Genomic DNA, 23,839 nt, shown 5'->3' on the forward strand with positions numbered 1-23,839 from the left:
ATTGAACTTATTCATTTTCTTCGTCGGATTCTGGCTGAGGAAGATTTGCAGCGGCGGCAAGACCTCGTCCGTAGCCTAAAAGCTCTTTCAGCAGGTGGTCGGGTAGCTGAAGTGCTAGGTGTGCGATCTCTTGCTCTACGGGGTTTGTTGCCTCGCTCATGAATTCCTCCAGCGTCGTCCCCAGGGCGGCGCAGACCTTTCGGGCGGATTCTAGGGTGGGGCTTTTGCTGTCGCCGTTTATCCAGTGGCGAATTGCTGCATTGCTCAAGCCTGCCTTCACGGACAGTCCGGCGGCAGTGAGTTCGGGGTCGCTGTCAATCCGCTGTTTGAGGCGGATCAGGAAGGGTTCAATGATTTCTGGCTCACTCATGAGGGCATTCTATCGGTAGAATAATACGACTTCGCTCGTAAAGTTTGTTGACTGAGATAGACAAAAACTACTACCTGTCGAGCATGGAACAGTTCATGGAAGAAGTCCGCGCCTATGCGGAGCAGTATGGGGTCGCCCCCTCGACCGTCATCCAGAGGGTTGGTGTCGGGGGCGGCGGCACTTGGGCGAAATGGGAAAGTGGCACGGGTAGTCCGACACTGCGCACCGTGGATCGTCTTCGCAAATACATGGCCGACAATCCGCCGCCCGATGATACGCCCTGTGATCCGCATACGGAGGATGCCGCATGACGCGTCCCCGGCTGACCTTGATTGTGAACAATGATGTGTCATGCGCTGACCCTATCGCGGGGTCGGCTCAAACCTCTTGGTCAAATAGGTTTGAGCCTTTTGCGCTGAAATCCAACGCGGCAGATCTATGGTCTGCCTATTTCCGTGAGCGGTTCAACACCCCACGTGAGGTAGCGCTGTTCTGTGATGTGAGCTTCCAGACCGCATTGAACTGGTGGGGGGCAGTTACGGCCCCCACCAGCCATATTGCTTTACTGGTCATGCTGACTGATCCCGAGGCTCCGGCGTTTTTCGGCACAGAACTGGCGAGGGCGGCATGAAACGGGCTGATCTATCCGCAGTAACCAACGCTCATGATCCGAAAATGTGGGCCAACTATTGTCCCGGCAACCGTCTTGAAGCCCGTATATGCGCCAAAACTGTTCTTGGCGTTGTAGTCCCCGCAGAAGACATCTTTTGTCCGCCCGTCAGAGTATGTGACGCGCTCATGGCGGAAGTTCCTGAACTGGACCGAGAAAGGATCCTTGAGCTGGCTTTTGATGGTTTGCTGGAAGATCTGAGTTTCTTTTTTTGTGACTGGAATTCTTTGGGAGCTTTTTGCGACGGGCATCGCGCAGGCCGAAACCAGGAGGGCCATGGCGATGAAGCTGGCAAGCCGTTTCATGAAACGTCTCCATTGAAATTTATCGTTAATATCTTGGCGATCATGGATGTCGCTGCGGCAAGATGCAAGGCGGCCCGGTACGAGAAGAACACCGCAGGCAGTGGGTTCGCCACCCGCGCCAGCGCCGACCGGGGGCAGGCGCGCCTGCATATGGTGGCCCCCGTTACCTCTCTGTTGAGAACCTTGCGCGCGGCTGCTGGTGTGGCTGCACGCCTTTTTCCGGGGGTGTGTCATGGGTGAATTGAAGTACCCCGTTCGGGACTATTCCGGGCCGCCTGACTGGGATGATCTGGGCGTTGATTACGCAGGGTCGGGCCTGCTGTTCTTTGGCCTGTCCGTTGAAGAGTTGATCCGCCGGGCGCGGGGGCAGGTTGCTTTTTTGGCGGTGCCATATGCAGAGCTGACCACGGGGCGCGCCCTGGTGGCGCAGGAGGCCGCCGAATGGCGCGCGCAGCTGCTGCCGGATCTGGTGACTGTGTCACCTGCTGTTGATGTCGAAACGTTGTTGGAAACCGGGCGCGCCTCGGTCAGCCCGGCAAACAATACTGCCCGCTGGCGGCGCATGACGCGGATGTATCTGAAGCCTGCGGACGCTGTCGTTATTCCCCCGATCTGTGGGTGCGAAATATCGCGTGAGGTCCACCAGATTGCAGAATCGGCGCTGACTGCGAACCGGCCTGTTTATGTGATTGGGGTACGGGTATGAGCGCGCACAGCCCCAAAACCCGCGCCCGCCATCCCAACCCGACGACCTACCGGCGGGAGCCTTTCCAGGTGGCTCATATTCGGTTCGAGGTCTGCGACCACCCGGATCATGGCAAGACATTCGCCCTTTTTGCAGGCGAGGCGGCAGACCCAAAGATGCAGCGCCCGCTGTTCACAGGGTTTGTCCAGCGCGGCATGGGAACGCAGTTGCGCCGCCTGGCGCATCGGATTGATGAGCTGGAAGCGGGGCTGCCGCCCGAAGGGGGCGAGGATGGCTAAGCCAAAATATCAGGATATCACGATCCGGGGCGTCACTTATCCGGACGCAAAAACTGCGGCTGCTGCGCTTGGTGTCGGGCGAAACACGGTCCTGAAGGCGTTGCGCAAAGGGCGGCTGGATGGCGTTGGCTTGGATCGTAAGGGCATTCCCGAAATGCCGGTAAGAATCCGCGGTAGAGATTTCAAAAACGCGGCGGCGGCAGCGCGTCATTTCGGGGTGGGTCGCAGTGCGATCTATGCAGCTTTGGCCTCAGGGGATCCGGACAGGGTGCGGCGCAAGCGGATCTCGCCGCTGCATTGTTCCAAGCCTTTTTCCGTTGGTGGGCTGCGGTGGCCGTCCTTGCGGGCGGCCAGCATCGATCTGGGTTTTTGTCCTGAGTACGTTTCGAAAGCCTACCGGCTGAACCGAAAGAGCGCAAAACAACGCATTCTGGCTGCTGCGATGCGCCTTGCCCATCAGCGGCAGCCCGGTCTGACAGGGGGCGGTGATGGCATTTGAGGATGTCAGCAGCAGCCAGGGCCGCAGGGGCCATCCTTGCATGAGGGCGATCTGTGATGAGTGCGGGCGGGACGAGGTGTTTGCCTGTCTGGCTGGTGATTCAGGTCGGGCCTCCAAAAAAGTTCAACAAATGGGCTGGGCGATGGTGAAGGGGACACTTCACTGCCCGGCCTGCGAGCGGAAAAGAAAGGCAGGAAGCATGGCAAAGACCGGATCCAGACAGGTGGCGGCCAAGAAAGCCACGACGCCGCCACCGCCCAAGCCGGGGGTGCGTCAGCCGACGCGCGAGCAGCGCCGCGAAATCATGGGCTTGCTGGAAGTATCCTATGATCCCGATGCTGGACGCTACAAAGGCACTGAGACAGATGAAACCGTGGCAGATGTTCTTGGCGTTATGCCGGGCTGGGTGGCTGAAATCCGCGAAGGCTTCTTCGGCCCATCAGGCGGCAATGAGGAATGCGAGGCGCTAGCTGCTGAAATCGTCAGCTTTTTGACCGCTGCGCGCGCTCAAATGATGGAGCAAAATGCGGCGATCGGAAAGTTGGGCGCGCTGACAGAGCAGGCGCGCGGCCTGGCTGAACGGTTGGCCAAGGTTGAAAAGGCCGTTGGCCCGCGTGTCATGGCGAGGGCGAAATGAGCGCAACAGCCAATCACCTGCAGCCGGTGGATGTCGGCGGCCTGCCGGAATACCCGATCGAGGCGGGCGAGCGGCTTGAGAGTCACTATTTCGTCGAGTTCCACTATCAGCGGTGGCTCACCAGTGACACGCGGCTGCTGGCGGATCTTGAGGTCCGCTCTGTCTTTCTGGACCTGGTATTTTTGTCCCAGACCCAGTCGCCGGTGGGGACGCTGCCGACCAATCCAAAGCTGCTGGCCAAACTGGTTGGCGTTTCGCAGGAGGTCTTTGACGGCCTGTGTGGGCGCGAGGTCGGGCCGTTGCATGGCTGGTCCCTGTGCCTGTGTGATGGTGTTCAGAGGCTTCACCATCGGGTTGTTCTGGAGCTGGCGCTGAAGGCCGTCACCTCAAAGAAGCGGAACGCTGCAGCCAATGCCAATGAGCGGCTGCGAAAGCGTTTTGCCAGCATCCGCAAGAGCCTGGGGGATATTCCAGGCGGTGCCCGGTTTGCCGAAAGCCAGTCGATGGTCGAGCGGATCAGTGAATGGATCGAGGCGGAGTATCCCGGCGGCAGTTGCACCGTCACCCGCGTAAAAGAGGCGCTCACCGCCCTGTCGATGCAGGAATAAATATCTTCCGAAATTCTTCCGCCGGAAGAAAACGGAAAGCCCACGGAAAGTTTCAGGAAAGTTTTGGAGGATTTTGGAAGTTCCCCGGCCTGATTTCTTCCGGAAATCGCGGTTCTGAAAGGAGATAGGAAAGAAAAAGATAACGAAAAGATAAACGCAGGCGCGCCGCAATTGGCGCAGGTGGATGTGGATAAGTCGGGCGGGGCTTAGAAGAGGCAGGCAGATGGATACGAAAGAGCAGGCAGTGGGTGAAAAGCGGGTGCAGGTGCATCTGATCGATACATTGGTGCGGCTGGGGCTGGTCAAGCCTTCCGGAATGACGGTCGCGCAGTTCGAAATGATGCAGGAGGAACTGCGCGGTAAGCTGGCCTATATGACGGAGTTGAACCTGCAGGCGCTGGCCGAACAGGTTGGCAATCTGGCGGGCGGAAAAAACAGAGATCGGTTCCCGATCGCGGCCAAGATCCTGAAATGGGCAGCGGACATACAGGCGCCCGCAGATGATGCATCGCCGTTGTTTCGCGCGGTGTTTGGCGGGGAGTTGGGGCGCGCGGCCATGGCCGAGGATTTCGGGCCGGAGCTGCTGATGCATCTGCGTCGGAACCGGGTTTGGCCAAGAGAATTTGACGTGCGGCAGATCCGCGAACGGGCGTCGGACGCTAGGCGGCGCATTGCCAAGATCGAGGAGGTAGAGCGTCGTGGTGGTAGTCTGAGCAATGATGATCAGGTGTTTCGGGCTGGCCGTGCCCGTGCTGCAGAGAAATGCAAGAGTATTGTTCGGCTGGTAGCGGAGGGTGCGCAGTGACTGAACAGGTTGTGATCGTTTGCCCGTCCGGTGTCGCCCGACTGCAGGAAGAGGCTGAGCGGATCGCCGCGATCAAGGCGCGCGGGGCGGTTCCGGTTCAGTGCGGCGACGCGATCCCGGATGCGCCCGCGCGTGGTGCCTTCAGGGTATTCGCGCCGATGCAGCTTTGTCCGGTAGGTTCTGATGGCTATGAGGCGCAACCCGTTGGTTATCGTGGCCGGTCGGCCATCAGGAATGCGGATGTGTTCGATGTGATGGCGGCCAAGGCTGCGAGTAAGGGGAAGCCGCCCCCGTTCAGTCCTGGTCAGGTTTCGATGGCGCGTCATTACCGTGATTTGGTCGAGCGGCATCAGTGCGCGGGTCTCAGGTGTTCTTCGGTCGAGGCCTTGCGGTCTGGTGGCGATGGTCAGGGCGGTGGCTTCATGGATGCGGTTCTCCGGGACCGTGATGAGATTGACAGGCTGCGGCGGCGTGTTGGCACAGGTTGCGCGATAGAGGTTCGGCGGGTTCGTCCATCCAAACGCGGATCGCGGGTCTCGATCACAAACCGTAGGCTGGTTGATATGGTTTGTATCGAGGACAAGAGCTTGCGGGATGTCCTTCAGTTCCACGGGTGGTCTGTCTATGGCGAGACAGTCAAGGCTGTTCGCGTTGCTTTGGGTGGAGTTTTGGACGCTATGGCCGGGCCTGTTCGTGGGGGAGGAATTCAGGCGTTCAACAAAGGGGCTTGACGCTTACCTCATCGGCATGCCACTGAATATGCATCATCACGAAATGCGCCCACGGGAAACCGGCGGGCGCATTTCTGTTTCTAACCATGCTTTCCCCTCGTGTCCGATGTTCTCCGCGCCTCTCTTCAGGGGCGTGTTGGTGCGGGGAATTCTCAGTTCGAAAGGAAATGGCCGTGGCCAATATCACAGCAACGAAGATGGATCTGTTCGGCTCCAAGGCGGTGACCGAAACTGTTTTGGGTGCCAGCGATACGCTGACCTACAAAGAAGCTGACGCTACCAGTCCTGTGCTGGTTCTGCGGAACCCGACCGCAGGTCCGGTGTCCGTCACGATCGACGGCGACGGCGGCGGAAGTGTGCATGTTCCGGGTGTCGGCGCGGTGGATGTGTCTGCGGGGATAGTCATTGGCCCGATTGCAGCTGGTGCAGTCGAGGCAGTCAGCCTCCATGCCATCAAGGCATACCTCAAGGGCACTGTGACCCTCACAGGCGGCGACGGTCTGGCGGCAAGCCTGCTGGAATTCTGACTGGGTTTCTTGCGGTGGTCTTTCGTGAGGTGGTTTCCCTGTGGCGCGGTTGAAGATCTGCGCGGCTTCGGGCTGCGAGGAATTCGCATTGCCTGGGCTGCCGCATTGCGAGGAACACGAGGCTGCGCGGCAGGCCAAGCTGAAGGATCGGCGGGCCAAGGCGCAGACCTCGGAGGCGGCGATCCTCGGGCGCAGGCTCTATGCCTCGGCCAAGTGGAAGGCTGCGGCAAAGGCTTTCCTGCGCAGGCACCCGCTTTGCAAGGATTGCGCTGATCTGGGCGCGATCGAACCGGCAACGGACGTTGATCACATTAAGCCGCATAAGGGCGATCGCAGATTGTTCTGGGATCGGTCGAACTGGCAGGCGCTTTGCCATCGCTGCCATAGTCGAAAGACGGCGCGCGAAGTCTTTCACACCCCCCCCCCGGGGGGTATCTGAAAACTAAGGCCAATCTGCCCTAAACCGGCGGGGGAACCTTTGTGTTCGCGAGCGCGAATTTGGAGAAAAAAGCCCACCCTTTGATGATGGAGAAAACGGGATGAAGGGGAAGAAACCGAACCTGCATAACGTGGTCCCCATGAAAGGCGACGTTCAGAAGAAAGCGCCGGAAGCGCCGGATCTGCTGTCGGAGGGAGCCAAGGCTGTTTGGGTCCGGCTTGCCCCTGAGATGGTGAGAAAGGATCGGTTGGAGCCGATCTTTGAAGACCTTTTTGGGCAGTTTTGCGAGGCGGCAAATGACGTGATCGAACTGTCGTCCATCATTGCCATGGAGGGGCGCACCTACACGGTGAAAACACGCAACGGCATGCAGCAAAAGAAGACTGCGGCATGGCAGGCACGGCTGGACGCACTGGCCACATTGAAGGCGCTGGGAGGACTTTTCGGATTGTCTCCGGTTGATGACAAGCGGTTGAGTAATCCGGGTCAAGGCGATCTGTTTGATGAGATGGTGAAACAGCTCAATGGAACCGATTGATCACCCGGTGTCCCGCTATGCCATCGGTGTGGTGGAGGGCGATATCGTCGCCGGTGACCTGGTGCGGATGGCTTGCGAGCGGCACCTGATGGATCTGGAGACCGGCGCAGATCGCGGGCTGATCTTTGACTGCGAGGCCGCCAGCCGGATCATCCGCTGGGGCGGGATGTTGCAGCACACCACGGGGCCGATGGCGGGGCGGCCGCTGAAGCTGGAACCCTGGCAGGAGTTCCGGCACGGGTCGGTGTTTGGCTGGAAGCATTCGGAAACCGGCCTGCGCCGGTTCCGCTCCACCTATCACCAAGTGGGTAAGAAGAACGGAAAGACCACCGACACGGGCGTGCCGATGCTCTACACGCAGCTGTTTGATGGCGAGGCTGCACCGCAGGGTTATTGCGCGGCCACGACGAAGGATCAGGCGGGGCTGCTGTTCAAGGAAATGAAGCGGATGATCAAGCGATCACCGTTTCTCAAGCAGATGATGAAGGTCTGGCGGACCTCGATCGAGACGCCGCGCACGGATGGGCTGATTTCCTGTCTCAGCCGCGACGGCGATTCCTCGGATGGGATCAACCCGAGCTTTCTGGCCCGGGACGAAATGCACCGCTGGACCGATCGGGAGCTGGCGGACACGATCGTGGAATCGATGATCGCGCGGGATCAGCCGATCGATTGGGTGATCACCACCGCCGGGCAGGACCGGGCGTCCTTGTGCGGCGAGCTGCGCGACTATGGCGAAAGCGTTTTGCGCGGCGCGGTCGAGGATGACAGCTTCTTCGGGTTCATCGCGGAACCGCCGGCCGATTGTGATCCGGCAGATCCGAAGTTCTGGGCCATGGGCAATCCGAACCTTGGGGTGAGCAAGAAGGTCGAGGCGATGCAGGACACGCTGAAAAAGGCGCTGGCCATTGCGGGTCGGATGCCAAACTTCAAGCGGTTCCACCTCAATCTCTGGACCGAGGGCGCGGAGACGTGGATCGCCCGGGATGTCTGGGACCAGGGCATGGCCTGCGCGCCGTTTGATCCGGCCATGCTTTATGGGCGCAAGGCCTGGGTGGGGCTGGATCTGTCGAACAAGGTGGACACCACGGCTATCGTGGTGGCGGTTCCGGTGGATGGGCTGATCTACCTGATCACCTACACGTTCATTCCGGAGGGGCCGAAGGGGTTCATCCAGCGGGCACAGACGGAAAAGCGGGAATATGTCGGCTGGCGCGATCAGGGCTGGCTGGAGGTTCACAAGGGCGGGACGATCGATGAGGACCAGCTGGTCAACCGGCTGGAGTGGATCCGCAAGGCGTTTGATCTGCAGGAGGTCGCTTATGATCCCTGGGGCATGAAGTACCTGGCGGACAAGCTGGACAAGCGGCGGTTCCCGATGGTCGAGCATCGGCAGGGCTATGCGTCGATGTCGAACCCGATGAAGCGGTTTGAAGAGAAGGTCGCCCAGAACAAGATCCGGCACGGGGGCAATCCGGTGCTGGGCTGGCAGGTCGGCAACGTCCACCGGGACGAGGACGCCGCCGAGAACGTGAAGCCGAACAAGAAGAAATCAACGGGCCGCATTGATGCGGCGGTTGCCGCCATCATGGCGCTGGGGCGCGCCGAGGTGGGCGAAGAGAAACGCAAGGCGCGGGAAGTCGAGGTCGTATGAGGTTCTTTGGATGGGATATTGCGCGCGGTTCAGATGAGACCGTTGTGCAGCGCGTTGAACCGCCTGTCATGGCTGCGGCGGCGGAGACCTCCGGCACGGCCAGCCCGCAGGCCTGGATGACAGAAATCGGCTGGGGCAGCGGGGGCGGCCCGGTGAACAAGCGGCTGCCGCGCGTGACGCCGCAGCGGGGTGAGCAGCACGGCACGGTTTTTGCCTGCTGCAACAATATCGCCGGGGATCTCTCCAAGGTGCCGCTGAAGATCTGGGAGCGCAAAAGCGACGGGCAGGAGGTGCGGGTGCGCGATCACCCGGCGGCCTATCTACTGAATGTCGAGGCCTCGGACGGTGTGCCCGCGAAGATCATGCGCTTTGCCCTGGTCTATGCCTGGGCCTTGCGCGGCAACAGCTTTGCCTACGGCCCGCGCGATGGTGGCGGCGAACTCGAAATGATCGAGCTGATCGACCAGACCGCCTGCACCCCGCTGCGGGCGGGCCGGTCGCGGTTCTATGACTTCACCGACGGGGCCGGAGTTCAGCGGCGTGCGGCGAGCCGGTCGATGGTGCATCTGCGCTACCTGGCGCTGGATGGCTGGGCGGGCCGGTCTCCGCTGCAGGTTGCCGCGGAATCGGTTGGCCTTGCCTTTGCCGGGCAAGAGTCTGCGGCGCGCTCGATCTCGGGCGCCCATGCCAAGGCTGTGATGAAACTCGGTGAGTCTTACATGGACGAAGAGGCCCGAGATCGCCAAGCGAGGCGTCTGAAGGGGTATTTGATGGATGCTAACTCTGACGGCATTCCGGTTCTGTCTGCGGATGAGGATATCAAAAGCCTGGACCTGACGGCTGCGGATCAGGAGCTGCTGGCCAGCCGCAAGTTCGATCGCGAGCAACTGGCCGCGATTTACCGCATGCCGCCGTCCAAGCTGCAGATGCTGGAGTATGGCGTGAAGGCGAACGGCGAACAGCAGGCGATCGACTATCTGACCGATTGCCTTCTGCATTGGTCCGGATTGGCCGAGCAGACGCTGGCGCTGTCGATCCTGACGCGGGGCGAGCGGGAACGCGGGTTGTTCCTGCGTCATGACTTCGGCGCGCTGCTGCAGCCGACGATCAAGGATCAGATCGAGGCCGTCACAAAGGCGGTTGGCGGGCCGGTCTACACGCCAGACGAGGGGCGCGCGAAGCTTGGCCTGCCTCCGACCAAGGGCGGGGACAAAATGAACCCCGCGCCGAACATGACGCGGGACGATAGCAAAGACACGAAAGGGAAAGACACATGAGCCGCACAACTGTTGCCGCCCTGATGGGCGCTGCGCCGCTGGCGATTTCCGAAATCGGCCTGCCGATGCTGGGCCTTGATCTGCCGGGGCAGGAGGTTGCGGCGCTGCCGTCGATCCAGGCGGCTGGTGAGGGGATCACGTTTGAACGGGGCCAGCGCTTCGCCATTCACCGCGGCATTGCCTATGTGCCGGTCAATGGCATTCTGACCCCGAATTCTGCGGTTCTTGAACGCTTTCTCGGCTGGTCCACCTATCACGGGCTTGCGGAAACCATGGCTGCGATCACGGCCAGCGATGAGGTCCAGGCGGCGGCACTGCTGTTTGATACGCCCGGCGGCTCTGTGGTTGGCATTCAGGCGGCGGTCGAGGCGATCCGCGCGGCGGTGCTGGTGAAGCCGGTGCATGCGCTGGTGAACCCGCTGGCGGCCTCGGCGGGCTATTGGCTGGCCAGCCAGTGCAGCGACATCACCCTGACGCCCGGGGGCTGGGTCGGATCGGTTGGCACGATGCTGACCGGCGCGCAGCCGATGCAGCCCGGATCGGGCGGCGATCAGGTCTTTATCCAGACCTCGGCCCATGCCGGTGCCAAGCGGCCTGATCTGTCCAGTGAAGAGGGGCAGCGCCTGTCGCAGATCCGGCTGGACCAGATGGAAGCGGAGTTCCTGGCGGATGTTGCCGAGGGGCGCGGCATTGCAGCTGGCGACGTGCCGGGGCGGATGAGCCGCACGGACAGCGATGCGGACGGGGGCGATGTGTTCTGGGGGCAGGACGCGATTGATCGCGGTCTGGCTGATGGTCAGGAAACCCTGGCCGAGTTCCTGACCCGCATCGCGGTGACTTACGCTCCGCAGCCGCAACCGCAGACCCGGCGCCGGTCAGGCGCCTACCTGGCCAAGGCCCGGGCGGCACAGGCACAAGCCTCACTCTGAATTCTCATTGGCAGGTTTGCCGGTGATCACCTCGCAGCGCAGGCGGCGGGGTCTTTGGGCTGCGCGATTGCAGCCTGTTCCATGTGACAAAGGAGACAAGCACCATGGATATCAATGATCTGCGCCGCATGCTGAAAGCGGCAGCGGGAAAGATGGAAACCACCGCCCAGGCGATCGAGGATCTGGAAGCTGCGGATGATGCAGAGGCCAGCGCGATCGAGGCGGCGCAGGCCGAATTTGACGCTGCCGAGGCGGAGTTCAAAGGGCTGCAGACCCGGGTGAAACGTGCTGAAGCCGTGGAGCAGGCAAAGGCCGAGACCGCGACCTCGGAGCTCAGCACCGGCGGCAGTAACCCGGGCGCTGGGATCGGCGCGCCTGCGCCCGCACAGGCCAAGGCCGCGGGGCAGGAGGGGATCGAGGTTGGGTTCATGGCCCATGCCCTGATCAACGCCAAGGGGGACCGGGACAAGGCAGTGGAGCGGCTGGAGCAGGATGGGCACAGCGCCATCTCTGCGGCCCTGTCGGGGGCCAGCGAAAGCGCTGGTGGTGTGACCCTGCCGCGTCCGCAGGGGCAGGCGGTGATCGAACTGCTGCGCCCGAAGGTGACAGTGCGCGCATCGGGCGCCCGGGTGCATGACATGCCTGCAGGCGAGCTGCGCAATGCGCGGCAGGCGACACCCTCCAGCGCGGCCTATGCCGGAGAAAACGCGGCCATCGTGGAAAGCCAGCCGACCTTTGACAAGGTCGAGGAGAAGTTCCGCAAGCTGACCTCGCTGGTGCCGATCGGCAATTCTCTGCTGCGTCATACCAGCGCCTCGATCGCGCTGATGGTGCGGGATGATATTATCAAGGAAATGGGCCTGAAGAACGATCTGGCCTTCCTGCGGTTTGACGGCACCGGCAATCTGCCGAAGGGCCTGCGCCAGTGGGCGCCGGTTGCCAACTGGGCCACCATCGCCGTGAAGGATGCCACCTCGGTCGAGGCGGCGATCCGCGCCATCGTCAGCAAGGTGGAAGATGCCGATGTTGGCCTGATCAATCCGGGCTGGATCATGCGGGCCAGCGCCAAGAACTTCCTCGCCAGCCTTCGCTGGGCCAATGGCTTCAAGGTCTTCCCGTCGATCGATGACAGTGGCACCCTGCACGGCGCGCCGATCCGCACCACCTCGCAGGTGCCCGATAACCTTGGCGTTGGCGGCGATGAGACCGAAATCTATTTTGCCGACTTCAGCGAAATCATGATCGGTGACTCTCAGCAGATCACCTTGGCCTCCAGCACTGAAGCCTCCTACGTCAACCAGGCGGGCGATACGGTCTCGGCCTACCAGAACGATCTGACCCTAATGCGCGCCATTGCAGAGCACGACATGGCGCCCGCTCATGACGCGGCGATCGCGGGTCTGAACGGGCAGGGCTGGACCCTCTAAGGCGGCTCCAAAGCGGATGCAGCTTCGGCCCTGGCGATGATCGCCGGGGCTTTTCTCTTTCTCCAGACATCAAGGATTGCTGACATGGCAAAAGAAATCGTGGAATTCCTCAAAACCCATGGCCGTTACGTGAAGGGCGACATTGCCGGGTTCGAACCGGCGGTGATCGCCAACTGGCCGAAGGGCACCTGCCGTCCCTATGATCCGGATCGCTCCAAGCCCGCTGAGCGTGAAGCGGCTGACCTGGAGGCTGATGCGCAGGATCTGGCGGTGCGCGCTGCTGAACTGCAGGCTCGCGAGGATGAACTGGCCGCGCGCGAAGCCGCGTTGATGGAGCGCGAAGCCGGTGCGGCCACTGCCCCTGCGCAACCCGCAGATCCGGCAGCTGGTGGCGATGCGGCCAAAACTGCCGGCGCGCCGCCGAAACAAGGCGCCAAGGCGTAAGGGGCCGGGCTGATGCGGGTGATCGAGGCCGGGGAGATCCCGGCAGGTGTGGATCTGGCCGACTTCAAGCGGTCGGTTCACATTGCTGCGGAGGATCTGGACGATGACGGTGCGCTGCAGCTGGCGCTGCAATCGGCGGAAGCCGTTGTCGCCACGGCCACCGGTCGCCCGCTGACGCCGCGCGCTGTTGAATTTGTCGTGGTGCGCGGGGCCTGGCGGCGCTGGTGGTTCCCGGTTTTGCCGGTGCAGGAGCTGCTGGCGCTGGCGGTGGATAATGGTTCGGGCGGCTGGGTTGATCAGCCGCTTGATGACGCATGGGTCCAGCAGGCCCATGATGAGCCGCAGCTGGTGCTTGGGTCCAGCTGGGCCGGGCATGGCGTAGCGGGTGAATTGCTGCGGGTGCAGGCCCGGGTTGGCGGCGCCGATGACAGTGCGGTCAACCGGGCGCGGCAGGCGATCTTCCTTTTGGCGAAAGAATGGTTTGAGGCCGGGATCTCGATCGAGGGGGACGAAGCGCCGCGCCTGTCGTTTGGTGTGCGTCTTCTGATGAAACAGGCCCGCTATCAGCGGCCCTGCGAGGTGGCCTGATGGGGCGGCGGCTGGATCGAACGGTGACCTTCCTTGAGGCGGTCACCGCCAAATCACCCACGGGCAACAAGACCAAGGCCGGATGGAATGAGCTGTTCTCAGTTCCCGCCAGCTATCAGGCGCTGTCGGACGGGGAGCGTTGGCGGGCTGGTGCGGTCGAGCAGAAGGCCGAGGCGCGGTTTACGGTGCGCTACTCGGCGCGGGCTGCGGCGATCCTTGGCGCGAACCGGCTGCGCTTTGAAGGCGCGGATTGGGAAATCACCGGCAGCAAGGAAATCGGTCGGCGGCGGTGGATCGAAATCACCGCCTGGAAGATCCGGTAGCGGGGGCGCGGATATGTCAGTCAAGATGAAGATCGAAGGCGCCGGTGATATCGAGCGGGCGCTGGGTCAGCTTGCGCGGGGCACGGCCAAGGGCGTGCAACGCCGCGCGATGAAAAAGGCGCTGCAGCCGGTAGCGGCGATGGCCGATGCGTTGTCGCCCTTCACGGTGAAGGTCACCAGCAAGCTGACGGCCCGGCAGGCACGAGAGGCGCGTAGCGACCGGGGGCGCAGCAAGGTGGTGCTTTATGTGGGGCCGGTGCAGCCGGATGGCGGCGATGCACCGCACGGCCACCTCTACGAGTTCGGCACCGGGCCACGGGTGCAGGCCACGACCGGCAGGTTCGTCGGTGCGATGCCTGCGCGTCCCTTCATGCGGCCCGCCTGGGATGCGAACAAGGCGCAGATGCTGGAGACCCTGAAGCGCGAGACCTGGGCCGAGATTGAAAAGACCGTGGAGCGGGCGCGGCGCAAGGCAGCGCGGGCGGGCACATGATGGAAGCCGATATCTATGCGGCGCTGGAACCGCTCGGCCATCCGACGCTTTGGGGCGGGTTCGATGATTTTGACGCTGGTGAGGCGTTCCCGCGCATCACCATCCAGCGGATCAGCAATGCGACGGGGTATTCCCTGAAAAGCCGTGCCGATGTGGAGACCGCGCGAATTCAGGTGAACGTTTATTCGGATGATGCGGATCAGGTTTTTGCGCTTGGTCGTCAGGTCTCCCAGACCCTGACAGCGTATCGCGGCGGGTCTGTGATCCGCTGCAAAGAGATATCCCGCCGGGATGGGACGAACCCCTCCGGCGGCGATGTGATCCGGCTTCAGATGCTGGACATTCAGGTGCGCTACCGCGCCTGACCTCTGGCCGGGTGACCGGCTCAATCAACAAATGATGGAAGGAAGAAGCCAATGGCAGAGAATGTCATTCCGGGCGATCTCGTTGACATGGAATGGTCCGTCGACGGGGTGGATGGGAACTTTGCGGTGATCAAGGGCTGCAAGACGATCGGGATCCCGGAGGTCGACCAAGAATACCGGGACCGGACCTCGCTGGACAGCCCGGGCCGGTTCAAGGAATGGGGCCTTGGCCTCAAGGATGGCGGCGAGATCACCCTCAACTGCTTTTACTCGACCGAGCTTTACAAGCAGGCGGCGGCCTATAACGCGGCAGGCAAGCCGGTGTTCTTCCGGGCAAAGCTGCCTGCGGGCGAGGGGCAGAGCGCGGGCGATCTCTTTGCCTACAAGGCCTACGTGGTGCCGACGATCCCCACCACCGACCAGGACGGCGATCTGATGACGGATCTCAAGCTGCGCACCACCGGCGCGGTTGACTGGGTAGAAGGGACGGCAGCGGTATGATCAATCACGCGAAGATGAAGGTGGGTAAGACCACCCACAAGCTGAAGTTCTCCACTGCTGCGCTGATGCGGATGGAAGCGGAAAATGACGGCAAGCCCTTTGATGCGCTGGTAGATCATCTGATCACCGGCAAGGGCGGTGCGTCCTTCGTGGTCTCGGTGCTGGCCGCCGTGATGAACGATGGCGCGGGCGGCGAGCGGGACGAGGCCGTTGCCCTGGTCGATGGGGCTGGCGGCGTGCGCAAGGTGCTGACCTCTCTTGGCGAGGCCATCGCGGTTGCCTTCCCGGCTGAGGCTGATCCCGACGCTGATCCTGATGAGGACGCGGAGGGAAACGCGGAAGCCGCAGGGGCGTAGACTGGCAGGCGCTCTATCGGTCGTGGTGCAGGCTGGGTCTGCACCACGATGATTTTGGCGCGGTCACCCTGCGGGAATACGATCTGATCACCCGGGCGGTGATCGATGGCAAGAACGACCAGGTCCAGGCGCGGCGGGTGCTGCAGCAGGAGCTGGCGGTTCTGATCAGCCATGCGTTCCACAGCCCGAAGACCATCCCCGACTTCACCAAGGCGGGGGCGGAACACTCCGGCAAAAGCAAGCGGGACAAGAAGAGCGATGCGCAGGCTGTGGAGCAGCTGCGCGCCTCGCTGATGAGCCTGCACTTCCACAATCAGAAAGGGGCATGAGATGGCCGCGATTATCGGCGCTCTTCGGGGCGTTCTGTCCATGGATTCGGCTGCCTTTGAAAGCGGCGCCAAGCGGGCACAGTCCACCATGGGCAAGACCGAGCGGCGCATGCTTCGGATGGGCGCCAATATGGAGAAGGCCGGACGGCGCATGTCGCTGGGCCTGACCCTGCCGCTGGCGGGCGCCGCTGCGGTGGCGGTCAAATCCAGCCTGCAGATGGTGGATGCGCAGGCCAAGATGGCGCAATCCCTCGGCACCACCGTCAAATCCATGCAGGTGCTGGACCGGGCAGCGGATCTGTCGGGCGTGTCGATCGGGGAGGTGCAGCAGGCAACCATCCAGCTGACCAAGCGGCTGAGCCAGGCGGCGGGCGGATCCGGCGCGGCGGCCAAAGCGCTGAAGCGGCTGCATCTGAACGCCTCTGATTTGCAGCGCCTGCCGCTGGATGAGCGTCTGGCCCGGATCCAGGGCGCGCTGGCGGAGTATGTGCCGCAGGCAGAGCGCGCGGCGGTGGCCTCGGATCTCTTTGGCAGCCGGGCCGGGCTGATCTTCACCCGCATTGATGGCGCCACTCTGAAGCTGGCGGCAGAGGATGTGGGCCGGTTTGGCGTGGCCATCTCCGAAGTGGATGCGGACCGGCTGGAGACGGCCAATGATGCGATGTCTCGGATGGGGCTGGCCGGTCGGGGTCTGGCCAATCAGCTGACCATTGCGCTGGTGCCTGCGATGCAGTCGGTGAGCGATGGCGCGGCCTCGGTCGCGGAATGGTTCAACGGGCTGGGCGAGGGGACCAAGCGGGTGATTGCGCTTGGCACAGCAGGCGCGGCGGCGCTGGGGCCGCTGGCGGTGGGGCTGGGCCTCACTCTGAAGCTGACCGCGCCGCTGGGTGTGGCGATGGCGGGGATGCTCTCCACCGTGGCGCTGGCACCGGTGCGGTTCCTCGCGGCTGCAAAGTCTGCGGTGGCGCTGGAAATGGCGCTGGGGGCCACCACGACCCGGGCGGCGCTTGGCAGTGTGGCCATCAAGGGCCTGTCGCGGGGGCTGGTGCTGTTGCGCGGTGCGGTGATCACCACCGGGATCGGCGCGCTGGTCGTGGGCGCGGGGTACCTTGCCATGAAGTTCCATCAGCTGGTCACAGCGACCGGTGGTTGGGGCATGGCGCTACAGGCGCTTGGCGATCTCGCCTCGGGCGTCTGGCTGGGGATCAAGACCAGTGCCCGCTCGATCGGCCCGGCGCTTGGCGCGGTTTGGGAAACCGTCAAGGAAGGCTTTCTGCGCATGATGGGCACGATCTCGGAAAACTGGTCGGCCTTCCTGTCGGGGCTTGCGGTTCGGGTGAAGAATATCCCGGGTATGTCGGGCGCCTTTGATGCGCTGAATGAGGCCTCTGGCCGCGCCTTTGAAGGTGTTGCGAGGTATGACGCGCTGGCGGTGCGGGCTGCAAACAGCAGCGCGGCGCTGAAGAAAGAGGCCAAGGGGCTGGTGCGCGAGGGCTGGGATAAGGCCACGGCTGCGCTCAAGACCCTGACCCTGCAGATGGAGAGCGCCAATGCGGAACTTGATGCGGGCGATGACAGCGCCGATGCGTTGAAGGACAGCCTCGAGGATCTGAATGATACGCTGGATGACGGATCGGGCGGCGGCACCAAGGGAAAGCTGAAGGACACGACGAAAGAGGCGGAGTCTCTTTCCAGGGAGTTGAACGGGCCGCTGTCCTCGGCGGTGGATGGCGTGGCGCGCTCCTTTGGCGACTGGGTTGCGAATGGCCTGCGGGATTTTGAGGGCCTCTGGGACGGGATCGAGCGGGCTGCAAAACGCGGATTGTCGGATCTGGCATCCGCGATCACGCAGAACAAGTTGAAGCTGGGGCTTGGTCTTTCTGTGACCGCTGCTGGTGGGACAGCCAGTGCCGCGACCAGTTCGGGTGCGACCATTCTTGGGGGTGGAGCCTCGGGGGGCTTCGGCAGTATCCTGGGCCTTGGAAATCTTCTCGGAGCTGGGGCGGCAGGTGCGGGCATAGGTGTCAGCGCTCTGTTCGGTGCTGGCGGGGGGATCGGAACCTACTTCGGGGCTTTGGGGGCGCAGGCCGGATCTGTCTTTGCAGGTGGGTTCTCGGCAAGTGCGGCAGCGGGGCTGGCCGGTATGGCTTTGCCGCTCGTTGCTGGCCTGGCCCTGATCTCTAAGGGTCTCAGCCGCAAATACGCAGGCTCGGGGATTCGGGGGCGTTTTGGCGCTGATGGCTTTGAAGGGTCCTCGATCGACTTCTACAAGGGCGGGTTCCTGCGTTCCAACCGCACCGACTACAAACCGCTGGAGGCAGACTTCGAGGCGGCGCTGGATCAGAGCGTCACCGGGCTGACCGATGGTGTGAAGGATATGGCGGCCTCGCTGAACCTTGGCACCAAGGCGCTGGAGGGCTTTACCAGCGAAGGCTTCACGCTCTGGACCAATGGCAAGAGCCAGGAGAAGATCCAGGAGGAACTGCAGGCGCGCATTGAAGAGACCGGCGCGGAAATGGCCGAGCTGGTGCTGGGAACGGATGACTTCAGCCGCGCCGGGGAAACCGCGCTTGATACGCTGGGGCGCCTGTCGGGCAGCCTCACCGCAGTCAACGATGCGGCGGATCTTCTGGGCCATGGTCTTTTTGATGTCTCGCTGAAGGGCGGCGATGCGGCTTCGCATCTGGTCGATCTCTTCGGCGGCGCCGAGGCCATGGCGGGATCCGTCTCGGCCTACTTCGGGGCTTTCTACTCCGAAGGCGAGCGCACGGAGGTGATCCTGCGGCGTCTGCGCGAAGAGTTCGGGGATCTCGGTGTTGCCATGCCCGCAAGCCGGGACGGCTTCCGGGAGCTGGTCGAGGGGATCGATACCACCACCGAGCACGGGCGCGCGCTTTATGCGGGCCTTCTGCAGATGTCCGGCGCCATGGCCGAGGTGCTGCCGCAGGTCAGCGCCTATTCTGCCGAGCTGGCGGACATGGTTGGGGAGATCGGCGGCGAGCTTGGCGCGCAGATCGATGCGGCCCGCGCCCGGGTCTCCGAAGAACGCGCCACGGCGGAAAGCTGGCGCCGTGCGGGCAGCGGGCTCCGCGACCTGGTGGATGGTCTGATCACCGGCGATCTGACCGGCGCCAGCACGGCGCAGGCCGAGGCGGCGCAGCGGGCGCGGCTGGACGGTGCCCTGGCAGCGGTGCGTGGCGGGGATCTCTCGGCAGCGGAAAGCCTGCCGGAGCTGGCGCGCGCCTATCTGCAATCGGCCCGGGCCGGTGCAGGATCTGCGCTGGAATACCGGCGGATTGCGGCAGAGGTGCAGGGTCAGCTGCGGTTTGCGGCTGGGGTGGCGGATCTGGAAAGCGGCAATGATGAGGTTCTGGCCGGTCTTTACGAGCAGCAGATCGAGGTTCTGACCTCGCTTGGCAGCTTCCTGCAGCTTGAAGGGTTGACCGGCGATCAGATCGCGGATCTGAGCCAGGGCGTTCAGGATCTGGCCGCGGACTGGGATGGCACCGTCAACGCATTTGAAACCTCCCTCGGCGCGCTGGAGGATGCCATCAGCCAGGCCGAGGCCTTCAGCTATGACGATCTGGTGGGCGCGCTGGATGTAGCGGTCACGCTGGCCGATGATGCGCCGCGCTGGCTGCGCCGGATGGTAGAGCAGGCGGACAGCGGGATCCGCACCACGCTGGACTTCATCATCCGCCGGGATGATCTGACGGCGGCGGACCGCTGGATTGCCACCCATGCCCTGTCGCAGCATGTGGCCAGCCTTGACCTGGTGCTGCGCGAGGATCTGGACCGGCAGACCCGCAAGCTGGTTCTCACCAACACCGAAGAGCTGCGCCGCAAGCTGATGCTGCAGCTGGGTCGGGATCTTGATCCGGACACCCGCGCCCTGGTGCTGACCCGCAGCGCCAACCTGTCGCGCCGGGTGAACGTGGCGCTGACCCGGGAGAGCGGCGATACCGTGGAGCGGCTGACCCGCCTGCAGGATCTGATCGGGGCGCGGGGGCAGGCCGGGCGCCTCAGCTTTGGCGGCGCGGTGCGCCTGACGGCGGATACCGTCTTCAGCGATCTGACCTCGGCCACCGGGGATCTGCTGCAGCCGATGGAAAACCTGCGGAGCATGCTGGGAGAACTGCGCGCGGCGGTGCGGCTGGACACGGCAGAGCGGCAGGCACAGTCCAAGGTTGCCTCCCTGCAGATCCGTGGCGCCGGGCTGGCGGATCGCACAGAGGTCAAACGGGCAGGGGGCGCCGAGCTGATCGGCCAGATCGAGGATCTGCAGGCCTCCACCGGGATCAAGCTGCTGCGCGGGACAGGCGAGGACGCCATCCTGCGTCAGCGGGAGGATGGCACCATTGCCTATCGCGCGGATTACACCAGCGGCGGCGCGGGGCTGGCGGCCTTCAACGCGGCCTTCCGGGGCGCTGATGGTCTGGAAGCCAAGATCGCGACCTACAATGAGCAGATCAGCGGCAGGAATGATCGGCTGGAGCGCCTGCGGGCGCAGATCCGGGGGCTAGGCGGCATTCCGCAGTTTGCCGCAGGCGGTGCCCATGCAGGCGGTCTGCGCATTGTCGGGGAACGCGGCTGGGAGATCGAGCGCACCGGCGCCTCCCGCATTCACAGCCATGCGGAGTCCGTGGCGATGCTGGACAACCGCTTCGTGGTGCAGAGCGTCAACGCCCTGGCCAAACAGGTCGGGGTGCAGGGGCAGAGCATGGAGCTGTTCGTGCGCAAGATCGCGCAGTTCCTGGAGGACTGGGATGAAGCCGGGCAGCCGGAGGTGCGGGTCTGATGGACTTCAACATCATCGCGCCGATGGCCGTCACCAATACCGAGCTGACCGCCTCCAATATCCCTGAGGATGATCATCCCGAATGGGCGGCAGGCACCACCTACGCCAAGGGTGCTCTGGTGATCTCGCTCTCCTCGCACCGGATCTACCAGAGCATGCAGGATGGCAACCTGGGCAAGGATCCTCTGACGGATGATGGCAGCTGGTGGTTTGACCTTCGGGCCACCAACCGCTGGTCTGCCTTTGATCAGCGGCGCTCCAACACGGCGTCGCATCCAGACCAGATCACCTACTCGATCACCCCGACGCAGGATTGCGATGCGATCGCGCTCTTCGGCCTTACCGCCGGGTCGGTGCGGATCGAGGTCTGGGACGGTCCCAGCCAGATCTATGATGAGACCTTTGTTATGGTCGACACCGGCCATGTGGTCAGCGTCTACACCTGGTTCTTCGGCGGCATTGTCTACACCCGCCAGAAGGTTCTGAACGGCTTTCCGGGCTACATCGGCCACCGCATCGACATCACCATCGCGGCGGTGGGGGCCACGGCCAAGGTGGGCCACATCGTTCTCGGGCGGAACCATCTGCTGGGGCAGGTGATGAACCTGCCGCGCATCTCTTTCGTCAGCCACAGCCGCAAGGGCTATGACGATTTTGGCGATGAGATCCTGGTGAAGCGCGGCTCCACCCGCAAGATCGAGGTGGCCTTGCTGGTGCCGACCATCCAGGCGCCGCGCGTGATGGATATCATGGCCGAGATCGATGGTCTTGCGACGGCCTTCTACGCCTCGGGCACGGGGCCAACCTACGGGATTGAGGGGCTGGGGTTCCTCGATGACCACGGCCAGCCGCTGGATGTGGCGGGCGAAAGCACATTCCCCCTGATCATGAAAACACTGAAATAGGACACGAGAGCCATGAGCTATCCGGAGTTCTCCGACTTTCCGCCGATCCCGCAGCGATCAGCGGCGGAGGCGGATTTTGACACCAAGATGTCTGCGCTGTTCCAGCACTTTGCAACCACCCACAGGGCGGAGCTGATCGCGCTGATCGATTTTTTGAAGACGGGCAGCACCATCATTGGCGGTGCGCTGAACGCCACCACCGTGGGGCTGGAAACCCCTGCGGCAGGGAAGTTTACCGCGCTGGAGGCCGACAGCCTCGGCGGGGCGGCGGTGCAAAGCTCAGCGTCAGATACCGATGGTGACGGCAAATTGGTGCGGATGGATGGGGCCGCTGCTGCTGCACTGAGCCGCTTTGGATTCTATCGGTCAGCGGGTGACGCATACAATATTGATGAGGCTACGGCGGGCGAATTCGGGCTTGTCTCAACAAGCAACCCCGGCACATGGCCGTCTGAAAACCCTGGGCCATTTGCGTGGTTAACTTCCCAGAGGATCTATAGTGATGCCGCCGTATTGCAGCGGGCCATTTACGGTTATGCCTCAACGGGAACCCCTGGCAACGTGCGCACGTTCGAGCGTATCCGCGCCAATGATGGCTCCGCGTGGTCTGCGTGGGCAGAGGTTGTGACCAGCGCCAACGTACAGGCTAATGGGTTTGATCGGACCTCGGGGGCATTGCTCAAAGTCGGGGCGTTCGGGTTGGGCGGTCTGGGGGAGGTGATTAATGATTTCTCCACTGCCCCGCAGTTTTGTGAGTTCATCGCTGGTGGCGGCGGAGGTGTGATAGACGGCCCCCCTGACAATGGTGCGTATCGTCCTGGGTTGGTGGCGTTTCGTTCCGCCTCTGACAGATCTTCAATTCTCATGTTCACAACCAATGGGATTGCGGTGCGCAACTACATTGCCGGCGCACCCGACGGTGACTGGATTACGTTGTTCAGCAACAAGAACCTGGTCGGAACCGTCTCCCAGTCCGTCGGCGTCCCAACCGGTGCCGTGATCGAGCGCGGCAGCAACGCCAATGGGGAGTACGTGCGCTTTGCTGATGGGACGCAAATTTGTTGGTGTGAGAAGACATCAACGGATGCGCAAAACATTGTGTCTGGGGCGCTATATCGCACCCCCGGTGTGTCTGTGAGTTTTCCTGCCGCATTTTCGGATGCTTCGAAGGTGCAGGTGCTGCCTGGGCATAGCGACGATACGAGCGCTTGGTTCACCGCAGATAGCCCTGCCGCCACAGCAGCGTTTGTGCGGAGGATGGGAACTACCAACACGCCCACCAACGTCACATACCGCATCACAGCCATTGGCCCTTGGTTCTAAAGGAGCACTCACATGAAAATTTCTTTCAACTGCATAGCCGGTCTGCCCGGTCAGCATGAAACAAGTGCCAGCGTCAGCGGTGACACGATCACCGTGGATGGCGTCGCCTATGACCTCTCCGCCGTGCCCGAAGGCGGCTTTGCCGAACCGGATGGTGAGCATCCCTTCTTTGGCCAGATCGCCCGTATCGGCGGCGAGCTGCACCTGTCCCTGCTCTGGTTCTATGACGCGGCCACCGCCGAGGTTCACCAGCCCGCTGCTGCGCCCGTCCTGGCCGTCACCGAAGGGGAGGTGCCCGATCCCATCACCCGCAAGCCTGCACCGCAGCCAGAACCTCAGGAGGCCTGAGCCATGACCTTCACCCTCAAGATAATCACAGCTGCCGAGGTGACCGAGCAGGATCTGGCGCTGTCCATGGGCGAGGCAAAGGCCGAGTGCCGACGTCGGATCCTCGCTGTCGTCAATGAGACCGCTCAGATCAATCTGGCCGCTGCCGCTGCTGCGGATCAGCTTACCCCTGAACAGCGCACCGCCTATGTGGCGGGGTTGGACTGGATCATGCAGATGCGCGCCGCATGGCCTGCTTTGGCGGCGTCCGGCGCGGATCTCACTGATGATGCAAACTGGCCTGTCGTTCCTGCAGGCGCTGCCGCGCTGGCGGGGGACTTCTGATGGATGAAACCGGCCTGGTGGACTGGCTGTCCAATCTGATCGGCGGCGCGGCAACAACGCTGGTGGGCGCTTCCTTGGGGCGCCTGATGTGGCATTCCGGCGAGGTGCGCAAAGGGCAGCGGCGCTTCTTCGGCCCGGAGCTTCTCTGGGAAATCCCGGTGGCCTTCGGCATGGCCATCATCGGGGAAGCGATCGCCAGCTACCTTGGCGCCAGCGCTACGGTCAGCACCGGCATCGTCGCCCTTGCGGCTTACATCGGCCCGCGTGGCGCTGAGGTACTGCTGGCAAAATGGCTGACCCGCGCCAAACCCTGAGCTGATCCCCCGAACCCTGAAACCGCCC

General features: G+C 63.0%; 32 protein-coding genes. 30 read left to right on the forward strand and 2 right to left on the reverse strand.

The annotated features are described in order from the left end of the window. Positions 1–7: 7 nt before the first annotated feature. Entirely contained in the window at positions 8–370 is a 363-nt protein-coding gene (locus tag SM763_RS13335) for a helix-turn-helix domain-containing protein (protein WP_274835885.1), read from the reverse strand. Between the two features lie 47 nt (positions 371–417). Here SM763_RS13335 and SM763_RS13340 point away from each other — a divergent pair, with 47 nt between their 5' ends. The 9 genes from SM763_RS13340 (at position 418) to SM763_RS13380 (ending at position 4,878) form a co-directional block, all read left to right on the forward strand. Next, positions 418–681 carry a helix-turn-helix domain-containing protein gene (locus SM763_RS13340; protein WP_368998811.1) on the forward strand — a complete coding sequence of 88 codons (264 nt, stop codon included), beginning with the start codon at positions 418–420 and terminating at the stop codon, positions 679–681. Then, positions 678–1,001, forward strand: coding sequence for a hypothetical protein (locus SM763_RS13345; RefSeq protein WP_274835883.1), 324 nt, complete (start codon positions 678–680; stop codon positions 999–1,001). Before SM763_RS13340 ends, SM763_RS13345 begins: the two co-directional genes overlap by 4 nt. Beyond that, a complete protein-coding gene (locus tag SM763_RS13350; RefSeq protein WP_274835882.1) occupies positions 998–1,585 on the forward strand; it encodes a hypothetical protein in 588 nt (195 codons plus the stop codon). The genes SM763_RS13345 and SM763_RS13350 overlap by 4 nt, the downstream gene beginning before the upstream one ends. Then, positions 1,578–2,051 carry a hypothetical protein gene (locus SM763_RS13355; protein ID WP_368998812.1) on the forward strand — a complete coding sequence of 158 codons (474 nt, stop codon included), beginning with the start codon at positions 1,578–1,580 and terminating at the stop codon, positions 2,049–2,051. The genes SM763_RS13350 and SM763_RS13355 overlap by 8 nt, the downstream gene beginning before the upstream one ends. Then, positions 2,048–2,329: a hypothetical protein gene (locus SM763_RS13360; RefSeq protein WP_368998813.1), complete on the forward strand. Its 282-nt coding sequence runs from the start codon at positions 2,048–2,050 to the stop codon at positions 2,327–2,329. The genes SM763_RS13355 and SM763_RS13360 overlap by 4 nt, the downstream gene beginning before the upstream one ends. Further along, positions 2,322–2,828 (forward strand): hypothetical protein, encoded by a 507-nt coding sequence (locus SM763_RS13365; protein WP_274835879.1) that lies wholly within the window; start codon positions 2,322–2,324, stop codon positions 2,826–2,828. The genes SM763_RS13360 and SM763_RS13365 overlap by 8 nt, the downstream gene beginning before the upstream one ends. After that, entirely contained in the window at positions 2,818–3,465 is a 648-nt protein-coding gene (locus SM763_RS13370) for a hypothetical protein (RefSeq protein WP_368998814.1), read from the forward strand. Before SM763_RS13365 ends, SM763_RS13370 begins: the two co-directional genes overlap by 11 nt. Beyond that, a complete protein-coding gene (locus tag SM763_RS13375) occupies positions 3,462–4,073 on the forward strand; it encodes a hypothetical protein (RefSeq protein ID WP_368998815.1) in 612 nt (203 codons plus the stop codon). Before SM763_RS13370 ends, SM763_RS13375 begins: the two co-directional genes overlap by 4 nt. A gap of 223 nt (positions 4,074–4,296) precedes the next feature. Continuing rightward, positions 4,297–4,878: a hypothetical protein gene (locus SM763_RS13380; RefSeq protein ID WP_368998816.1), complete on the forward strand. Its 582-nt coding sequence runs from the start codon at positions 4,297–4,299 to the stop codon at positions 4,876–4,878. Here the strand turns inward: SM763_RS13380 and SM763_RS13385 are convergent. Beyond that, on the reverse strand, positions 4,797–5,489 hold the full coding sequence (locus SM763_RS13385) for a hypothetical protein (RefSeq protein ID WP_368998817.1): 693 nt from the start codon (positions 5,487–5,489) through the stop codon (positions 4,797–4,799). The genes SM763_RS13380 and SM763_RS13385 overlap by 82 nt on opposite strands. A 293-nt stretch (positions 5,490–5,782) precedes the next feature. On the opposite strand from SM763_RS13385, the gene SM763_RS13390 reads away from it, so the two are divergent. The 21 genes from SM763_RS13390 to SM763_RS13490 all read left to right on the forward strand — a co-directional run bounded on the left by SM763_RS13390 (position 5,783) and on the right by SM763_RS13490 (position 23,811). Further along, positions 5,783–6,136 carry a hypothetical protein gene (locus tag SM763_RS13390; protein ID WP_274835874.1) on the forward strand — a complete coding sequence of 118 codons (354 nt, stop codon included), beginning with the start codon at positions 5,783–5,785 and terminating at the stop codon, positions 6,134–6,136. A 40-nt stretch (positions 6,137–6,176) separates the two neighbouring features. Continuing rightward, complete coding sequence (locus SM763_RS13395; RefSeq protein ID WP_368998818.1) at positions 6,177–6,575, forward strand: HNH endonuclease signature motif containing protein; 399 nt, start codon at positions 6,177–6,179, stop codon at positions 6,573–6,575. A 139-nt stretch (positions 6,576–6,714) separates the two neighbouring features. After that, positions 6,715–7,113, forward strand: coding sequence for a P27 family phage terminase small subunit (locus SM763_RS13400; RefSeq protein ID WP_368998819.1), 399 nt, complete (start codon positions 6,715–6,717; stop codon positions 7,111–7,113). Continuing rightward, positions 7,100–8,767, forward strand: coding sequence for a terminase large subunit (locus SM763_RS13405; RefSeq protein ID WP_368998820.1), 1,668 nt, complete (start codon positions 7,100–7,102; stop codon positions 8,765–8,767). Before SM763_RS13400 ends, SM763_RS13405 begins: the two co-directional genes overlap by 14 nt. Next, the gene (locus SM763_RS13410) at positions 8,764–10,044 is read left to right on the forward strand and encodes a phage portal protein (protein ID WP_368998821.1); all 1,281 of its coding nucleotides are present in this window, start codon (positions 8,764–8,766) and stop codon (positions 10,042–10,044) included. The genes SM763_RS13405 and SM763_RS13410 overlap by 4 nt, the downstream gene beginning before the upstream one ends. Continuing rightward, positions 10,041–10,973 (forward strand): S49 family peptidase, encoded by a 933-nt coding sequence (locus SM763_RS13415; RefSeq protein ID WP_368998822.1) that lies wholly within the window; start codon positions 10,041–10,043, stop codon positions 10,971–10,973. Before SM763_RS13410 ends, SM763_RS13415 begins: the two co-directional genes overlap by 4 nt. Before the next feature lie 104 nt (positions 10,974–11,077). Continuing rightward, positions 11,078–12,400 (forward strand): phage major capsid protein, encoded by a 1,323-nt coding sequence (locus SM763_RS13420; RefSeq protein WP_368998823.1) that lies wholly within the window; start codon positions 11,078–11,080, stop codon positions 12,398–12,400. 84 nt (positions 12,401–12,484) lie between these two features. Continuing rightward, positions 12,485–12,844 carry a hypothetical protein gene (locus SM763_RS13425; RefSeq protein WP_368998824.1) on the forward strand — a complete coding sequence of 120 codons (360 nt, stop codon included), beginning with the start codon at positions 12,485–12,487 and terminating at the stop codon, positions 12,842–12,844. A gap of 12 nt (positions 12,845–12,856) precedes the next feature. Further along, positions 12,857–13,432, forward strand: coding sequence for a hypothetical protein (locus tag SM763_RS13430; RefSeq protein ID WP_368998825.1), 576 nt, complete (start codon positions 12,857–12,859; stop codon positions 13,430–13,432). Continuing rightward, the gene (locus tag SM763_RS13435; RefSeq protein ID WP_368998826.1) at positions 13,432–13,755 is read left to right on the forward strand and encodes a phage head closure protein; all 324 of its coding nucleotides are present in this window, start codon (positions 13,432–13,434) and stop codon (positions 13,753–13,755) included. Before SM763_RS13430 ends, SM763_RS13435 begins: the two co-directional genes overlap by 1 nt. A gap of 13 nt (positions 13,756–13,768) precedes the next feature. Further along, positions 13,769–14,248 carry an HK97-gp10 family putative phage morphogenesis protein gene (locus tag SM763_RS13440; RefSeq protein WP_368998827.1) on the forward strand — a complete coding sequence of 160 codons (480 nt, stop codon included), beginning with the start codon at positions 13,769–13,771 and terminating at the stop codon, positions 14,246–14,248. Further along, complete coding sequence (gene gp17 / locus SM763_RS13445) at positions 14,245–14,613, forward strand: tail completion protein gp17 (protein WP_368998828.1); 369 nt, start codon at positions 14,245–14,247, stop codon at positions 14,611–14,613. Before SM763_RS13440 ends, gp17 begins: the two co-directional genes overlap by 4 nt. 51 nt (positions 14,614–14,664) lie before the next feature. Further along, a complete protein-coding gene (locus SM763_RS13450) occupies positions 14,665–15,114 on the forward strand; it encodes a phage tail protein (RefSeq protein ID WP_368998829.1) in 450 nt (149 codons plus the stop codon). Then, complete coding sequence (locus SM763_RS13455; protein ID WP_368998830.1) at positions 15,111–15,470, forward strand: hypothetical protein; 360 nt, start codon at positions 15,111–15,113, stop codon at positions 15,468–15,470. The genes SM763_RS13450 and SM763_RS13455 overlap by 4 nt, the downstream gene beginning before the upstream one ends. Positions 15,471–15,568: 98 nt before the next feature. Then, the gene (locus SM763_RS13460) at positions 15,569–15,799 is read left to right on the forward strand and encodes a hypothetical protein (protein WP_368998831.1); all 231 of its coding nucleotides are present in this window, start codon (positions 15,569–15,571) and stop codon (positions 15,797–15,799) included. A 1-nt stretch (position 15,800) separates the two neighbouring features. Beyond that, positions 15,801–20,597, forward strand: a complete 4,797-nt coding sequence (locus SM763_RS13465) for a hypothetical protein (RefSeq protein ID WP_368998832.1) — start codon at positions 15,801–15,803, stop codon at positions 20,595–20,597. Then, positions 20,597–21,502 carry a hypothetical protein gene (locus SM763_RS13470; RefSeq protein ID WP_368998833.1) on the forward strand — a complete coding sequence of 302 codons (906 nt, stop codon included), beginning with the start codon at positions 20,597–20,599 and terminating at the stop codon, positions 21,500–21,502. The genes SM763_RS13465 and SM763_RS13470 overlap by 1 nt, the downstream gene beginning before the upstream one ends. Positions 21,503–21,514: 12 nt before the next feature. Continuing rightward, on the forward strand, positions 21,515–22,825 hold the full coding sequence (locus SM763_RS13475; protein ID WP_368998834.1) for a hypothetical protein: 1,311 nt from the start codon (positions 21,515–21,517) through the stop codon (positions 22,823–22,825). A 12-nt stretch (positions 22,826–22,837) separates the two neighbouring features. Beyond that, entirely contained in the window at positions 22,838–23,173 is a 336-nt protein-coding gene (locus SM763_RS13480) for a hypothetical protein (RefSeq protein WP_368998835.1), read from the forward strand. A gap of 3 nt (positions 23,174–23,176) precedes the next feature. Next, positions 23,177–23,497 carry a hypothetical protein gene (locus tag SM763_RS13485; protein ID WP_368998836.1) on the forward strand — a complete coding sequence of 107 codons (321 nt, stop codon included), beginning with the start codon at positions 23,177–23,179 and terminating at the stop codon, positions 23,495–23,497. After that, positions 23,497–23,811, forward strand: coding sequence for a phage holin family protein (locus SM763_RS13490; RefSeq protein WP_065270983.1), 315 nt, complete (start codon positions 23,497–23,499; stop codon positions 23,809–23,811). The genes SM763_RS13485 and SM763_RS13490 overlap by 1 nt, the downstream gene beginning before the upstream one ends. The last annotated feature ends 28 nt before the right edge of the window (positions 23,812–23,839 follow it).

The organism is Pseudophaeobacter sp. C1-32P7 (genome assembly GCF_041008775.1).
GTDB lineage: Bacteria > Pseudomonadota > Alphaproteobacteria > Rhodobacterales > Rhodobacteraceae > Phycobacter > Phycobacter gallaeciensis_A.

What these genes read in the sequence shown, in the direction of transcription:
- SM763_RS13335 (WP_274835885.1), bottom strand. Translation starts at nt 370, where the DNA reads ATGAGTGAGCCAGAAATCATTGAACCCTTCCTGATCCGCCTCAAACAG.
- SM763_RS13345 (WP_274835883.1), top strand. Translation starts at nt 678, where the DNA reads ATGACGCGTCCCCGGCTGACCTTGATTGTGAACAATGATGTGTCATGC.
- SM763_RS13350 (WP_274835882.1), top strand. Translation starts at nt 998, where the DNA reads ATGAAACGGGCTGATCTATCCGCAGTAACCAACGCTCATGATCCGAAA.
- SM763_RS13355 (WP_368998812.1), top strand. Translation starts at nt 1,578, where the DNA reads ATGGGTGAATTGAAGTACCCCGTTCGGGACTATTCCGGGCCGCCTGAC.
- SM763_RS13360 (WP_368998813.1), top strand. Translation starts at nt 2,048, where the DNA reads ATGAGCGCGCACAGCCCCAAAACCCGCGCCCGCCATCCCAACCCGACG.
- SM763_RS13365 (WP_274835879.1), top strand. Translation starts at nt 2,322, where the DNA reads ATGGCTAAGCCAAAATATCAGGATATCACGATCCGGGGCGTCACTTAT.
- SM763_RS13370 (WP_368998814.1), top strand. Translation starts at nt 2,818, where the DNA reads ATGGCATTTGAGGATGTCAGCAGCAGCCAGGGCCGCAGGGGCCATCCT.
- SM763_RS13375 (WP_368998815.1), top strand. Translation starts at nt 3,462, where the DNA reads ATGAGCGCAACAGCCAATCACCTGCAGCCGGTGGATGTCGGCGGCCTG.
- SM763_RS13380 (WP_368998816.1), top strand. Translation starts at nt 4,297, where the DNA reads ATGGATACGAAAGAGCAGGCAGTGGGTGAAAAGCGGGTGCAGGTGCAT.
- SM763_RS13400 (WP_368998819.1), top strand. Translation starts at nt 6,715, where the DNA reads ATGAAAGGCGACGTTCAGAAGAAAGCGCCGGAAGCGCCGGATCTGCTG.
- SM763_RS13405 (WP_368998820.1), top strand. Translation starts at nt 7,100, where the DNA reads ATGGAACCGATTGATCACCCGGTGTCCCGCTATGCCATCGGTGTGGTG.
- SM763_RS13410 (WP_368998821.1), top strand. Translation starts at nt 8,764, where the DNA reads ATGAGGTTCTTTGGATGGGATATTGCGCGCGGTTCAGATGAGACCGTT.
- SM763_RS13415 (WP_368998822.1), top strand. Translation starts at nt 10,041, where the DNA reads ATGAGCCGCACAACTGTTGCCGCCCTGATGGGCGCTGCGCCGCTGGCG.
- SM763_RS13420 (WP_368998823.1), top strand. Translation starts at nt 11,078, where the DNA reads ATGGATATCAATGATCTGCGCCGCATGCTGAAAGCGGCAGCGGGAAAG.
- SM763_RS13425 (WP_368998824.1), top strand. Translation starts at nt 12,485, where the DNA reads ATGGCAAAAGAAATCGTGGAATTCCTCAAAACCCATGGCCGTTACGTG.
- SM763_RS13430 (WP_368998825.1), top strand. Translation starts at nt 12,857, where the DNA reads ATGCGGGTGATCGAGGCCGGGGAGATCCCGGCAGGTGTGGATCTGGCC.
- SM763_RS13435 (WP_368998826.1), top strand. Translation starts at nt 13,432, where the DNA reads ATGGGGCGGCGGCTGGATCGAACGGTGACCTTCCTTGAGGCGGTCACC.
- SM763_RS13440 (WP_368998827.1), top strand. Translation starts at nt 13,769, where the DNA reads ATGTCAGTCAAGATGAAGATCGAAGGCGCCGGTGATATCGAGCGGGCG.
- gp17 (WP_368998828.1), top strand. Translation starts at nt 14,245, where the DNA reads ATGATGGAAGCCGATATCTATGCGGCGCTGGAACCGCTCGGCCATCCG.
- SM763_RS13450 (WP_368998829.1), top strand. Translation starts at nt 14,665, where the DNA reads ATGGCAGAGAATGTCATTCCGGGCGATCTCGTTGACATGGAATGGTCC.
- SM763_RS13455 (WP_368998830.1), top strand. Translation starts at nt 15,111, where the DNA reads ATGATCAATCACGCGAAGATGAAGGTGGGTAAGACCACCCACAAGCTG.
- SM763_RS13465 (WP_368998832.1), top strand. Translation starts at nt 15,801, where the DNA reads ATGGCCGCGATTATCGGCGCTCTTCGGGGCGTTCTGTCCATGGATTCG.
- SM763_RS13470 (WP_368998833.1), top strand. Translation starts at nt 20,597, where the DNA reads ATGGACTTCAACATCATCGCGCCGATGGCCGTCACCAATACCGAGCTG.
- SM763_RS13475 (WP_368998834.1), top strand. Translation starts at nt 21,515, where the DNA reads ATGAGCTATCCGGAGTTCTCCGACTTTCCGCCGATCCCGCAGCGATCA.
- SM763_RS13480 (WP_368998835.1), top strand. Translation starts at nt 22,838, where the DNA reads ATGAAAATTTCTTTCAACTGCATAGCCGGTCTGCCCGGTCAGCATGAA.
- SM763_RS13485 (WP_368998836.1), top strand. Translation starts at nt 23,177, where the DNA reads ATGACCTTCACCCTCAAGATAATCACAGCTGCCGAGGTGACCGAGCAG.
- SM763_RS13490 (WP_065270983.1), top strand. Translation starts at nt 23,497, where the DNA reads ATGGATGAAACCGGCCTGGTGGACTGGCTGTCCAATCTGATCGGCGGC.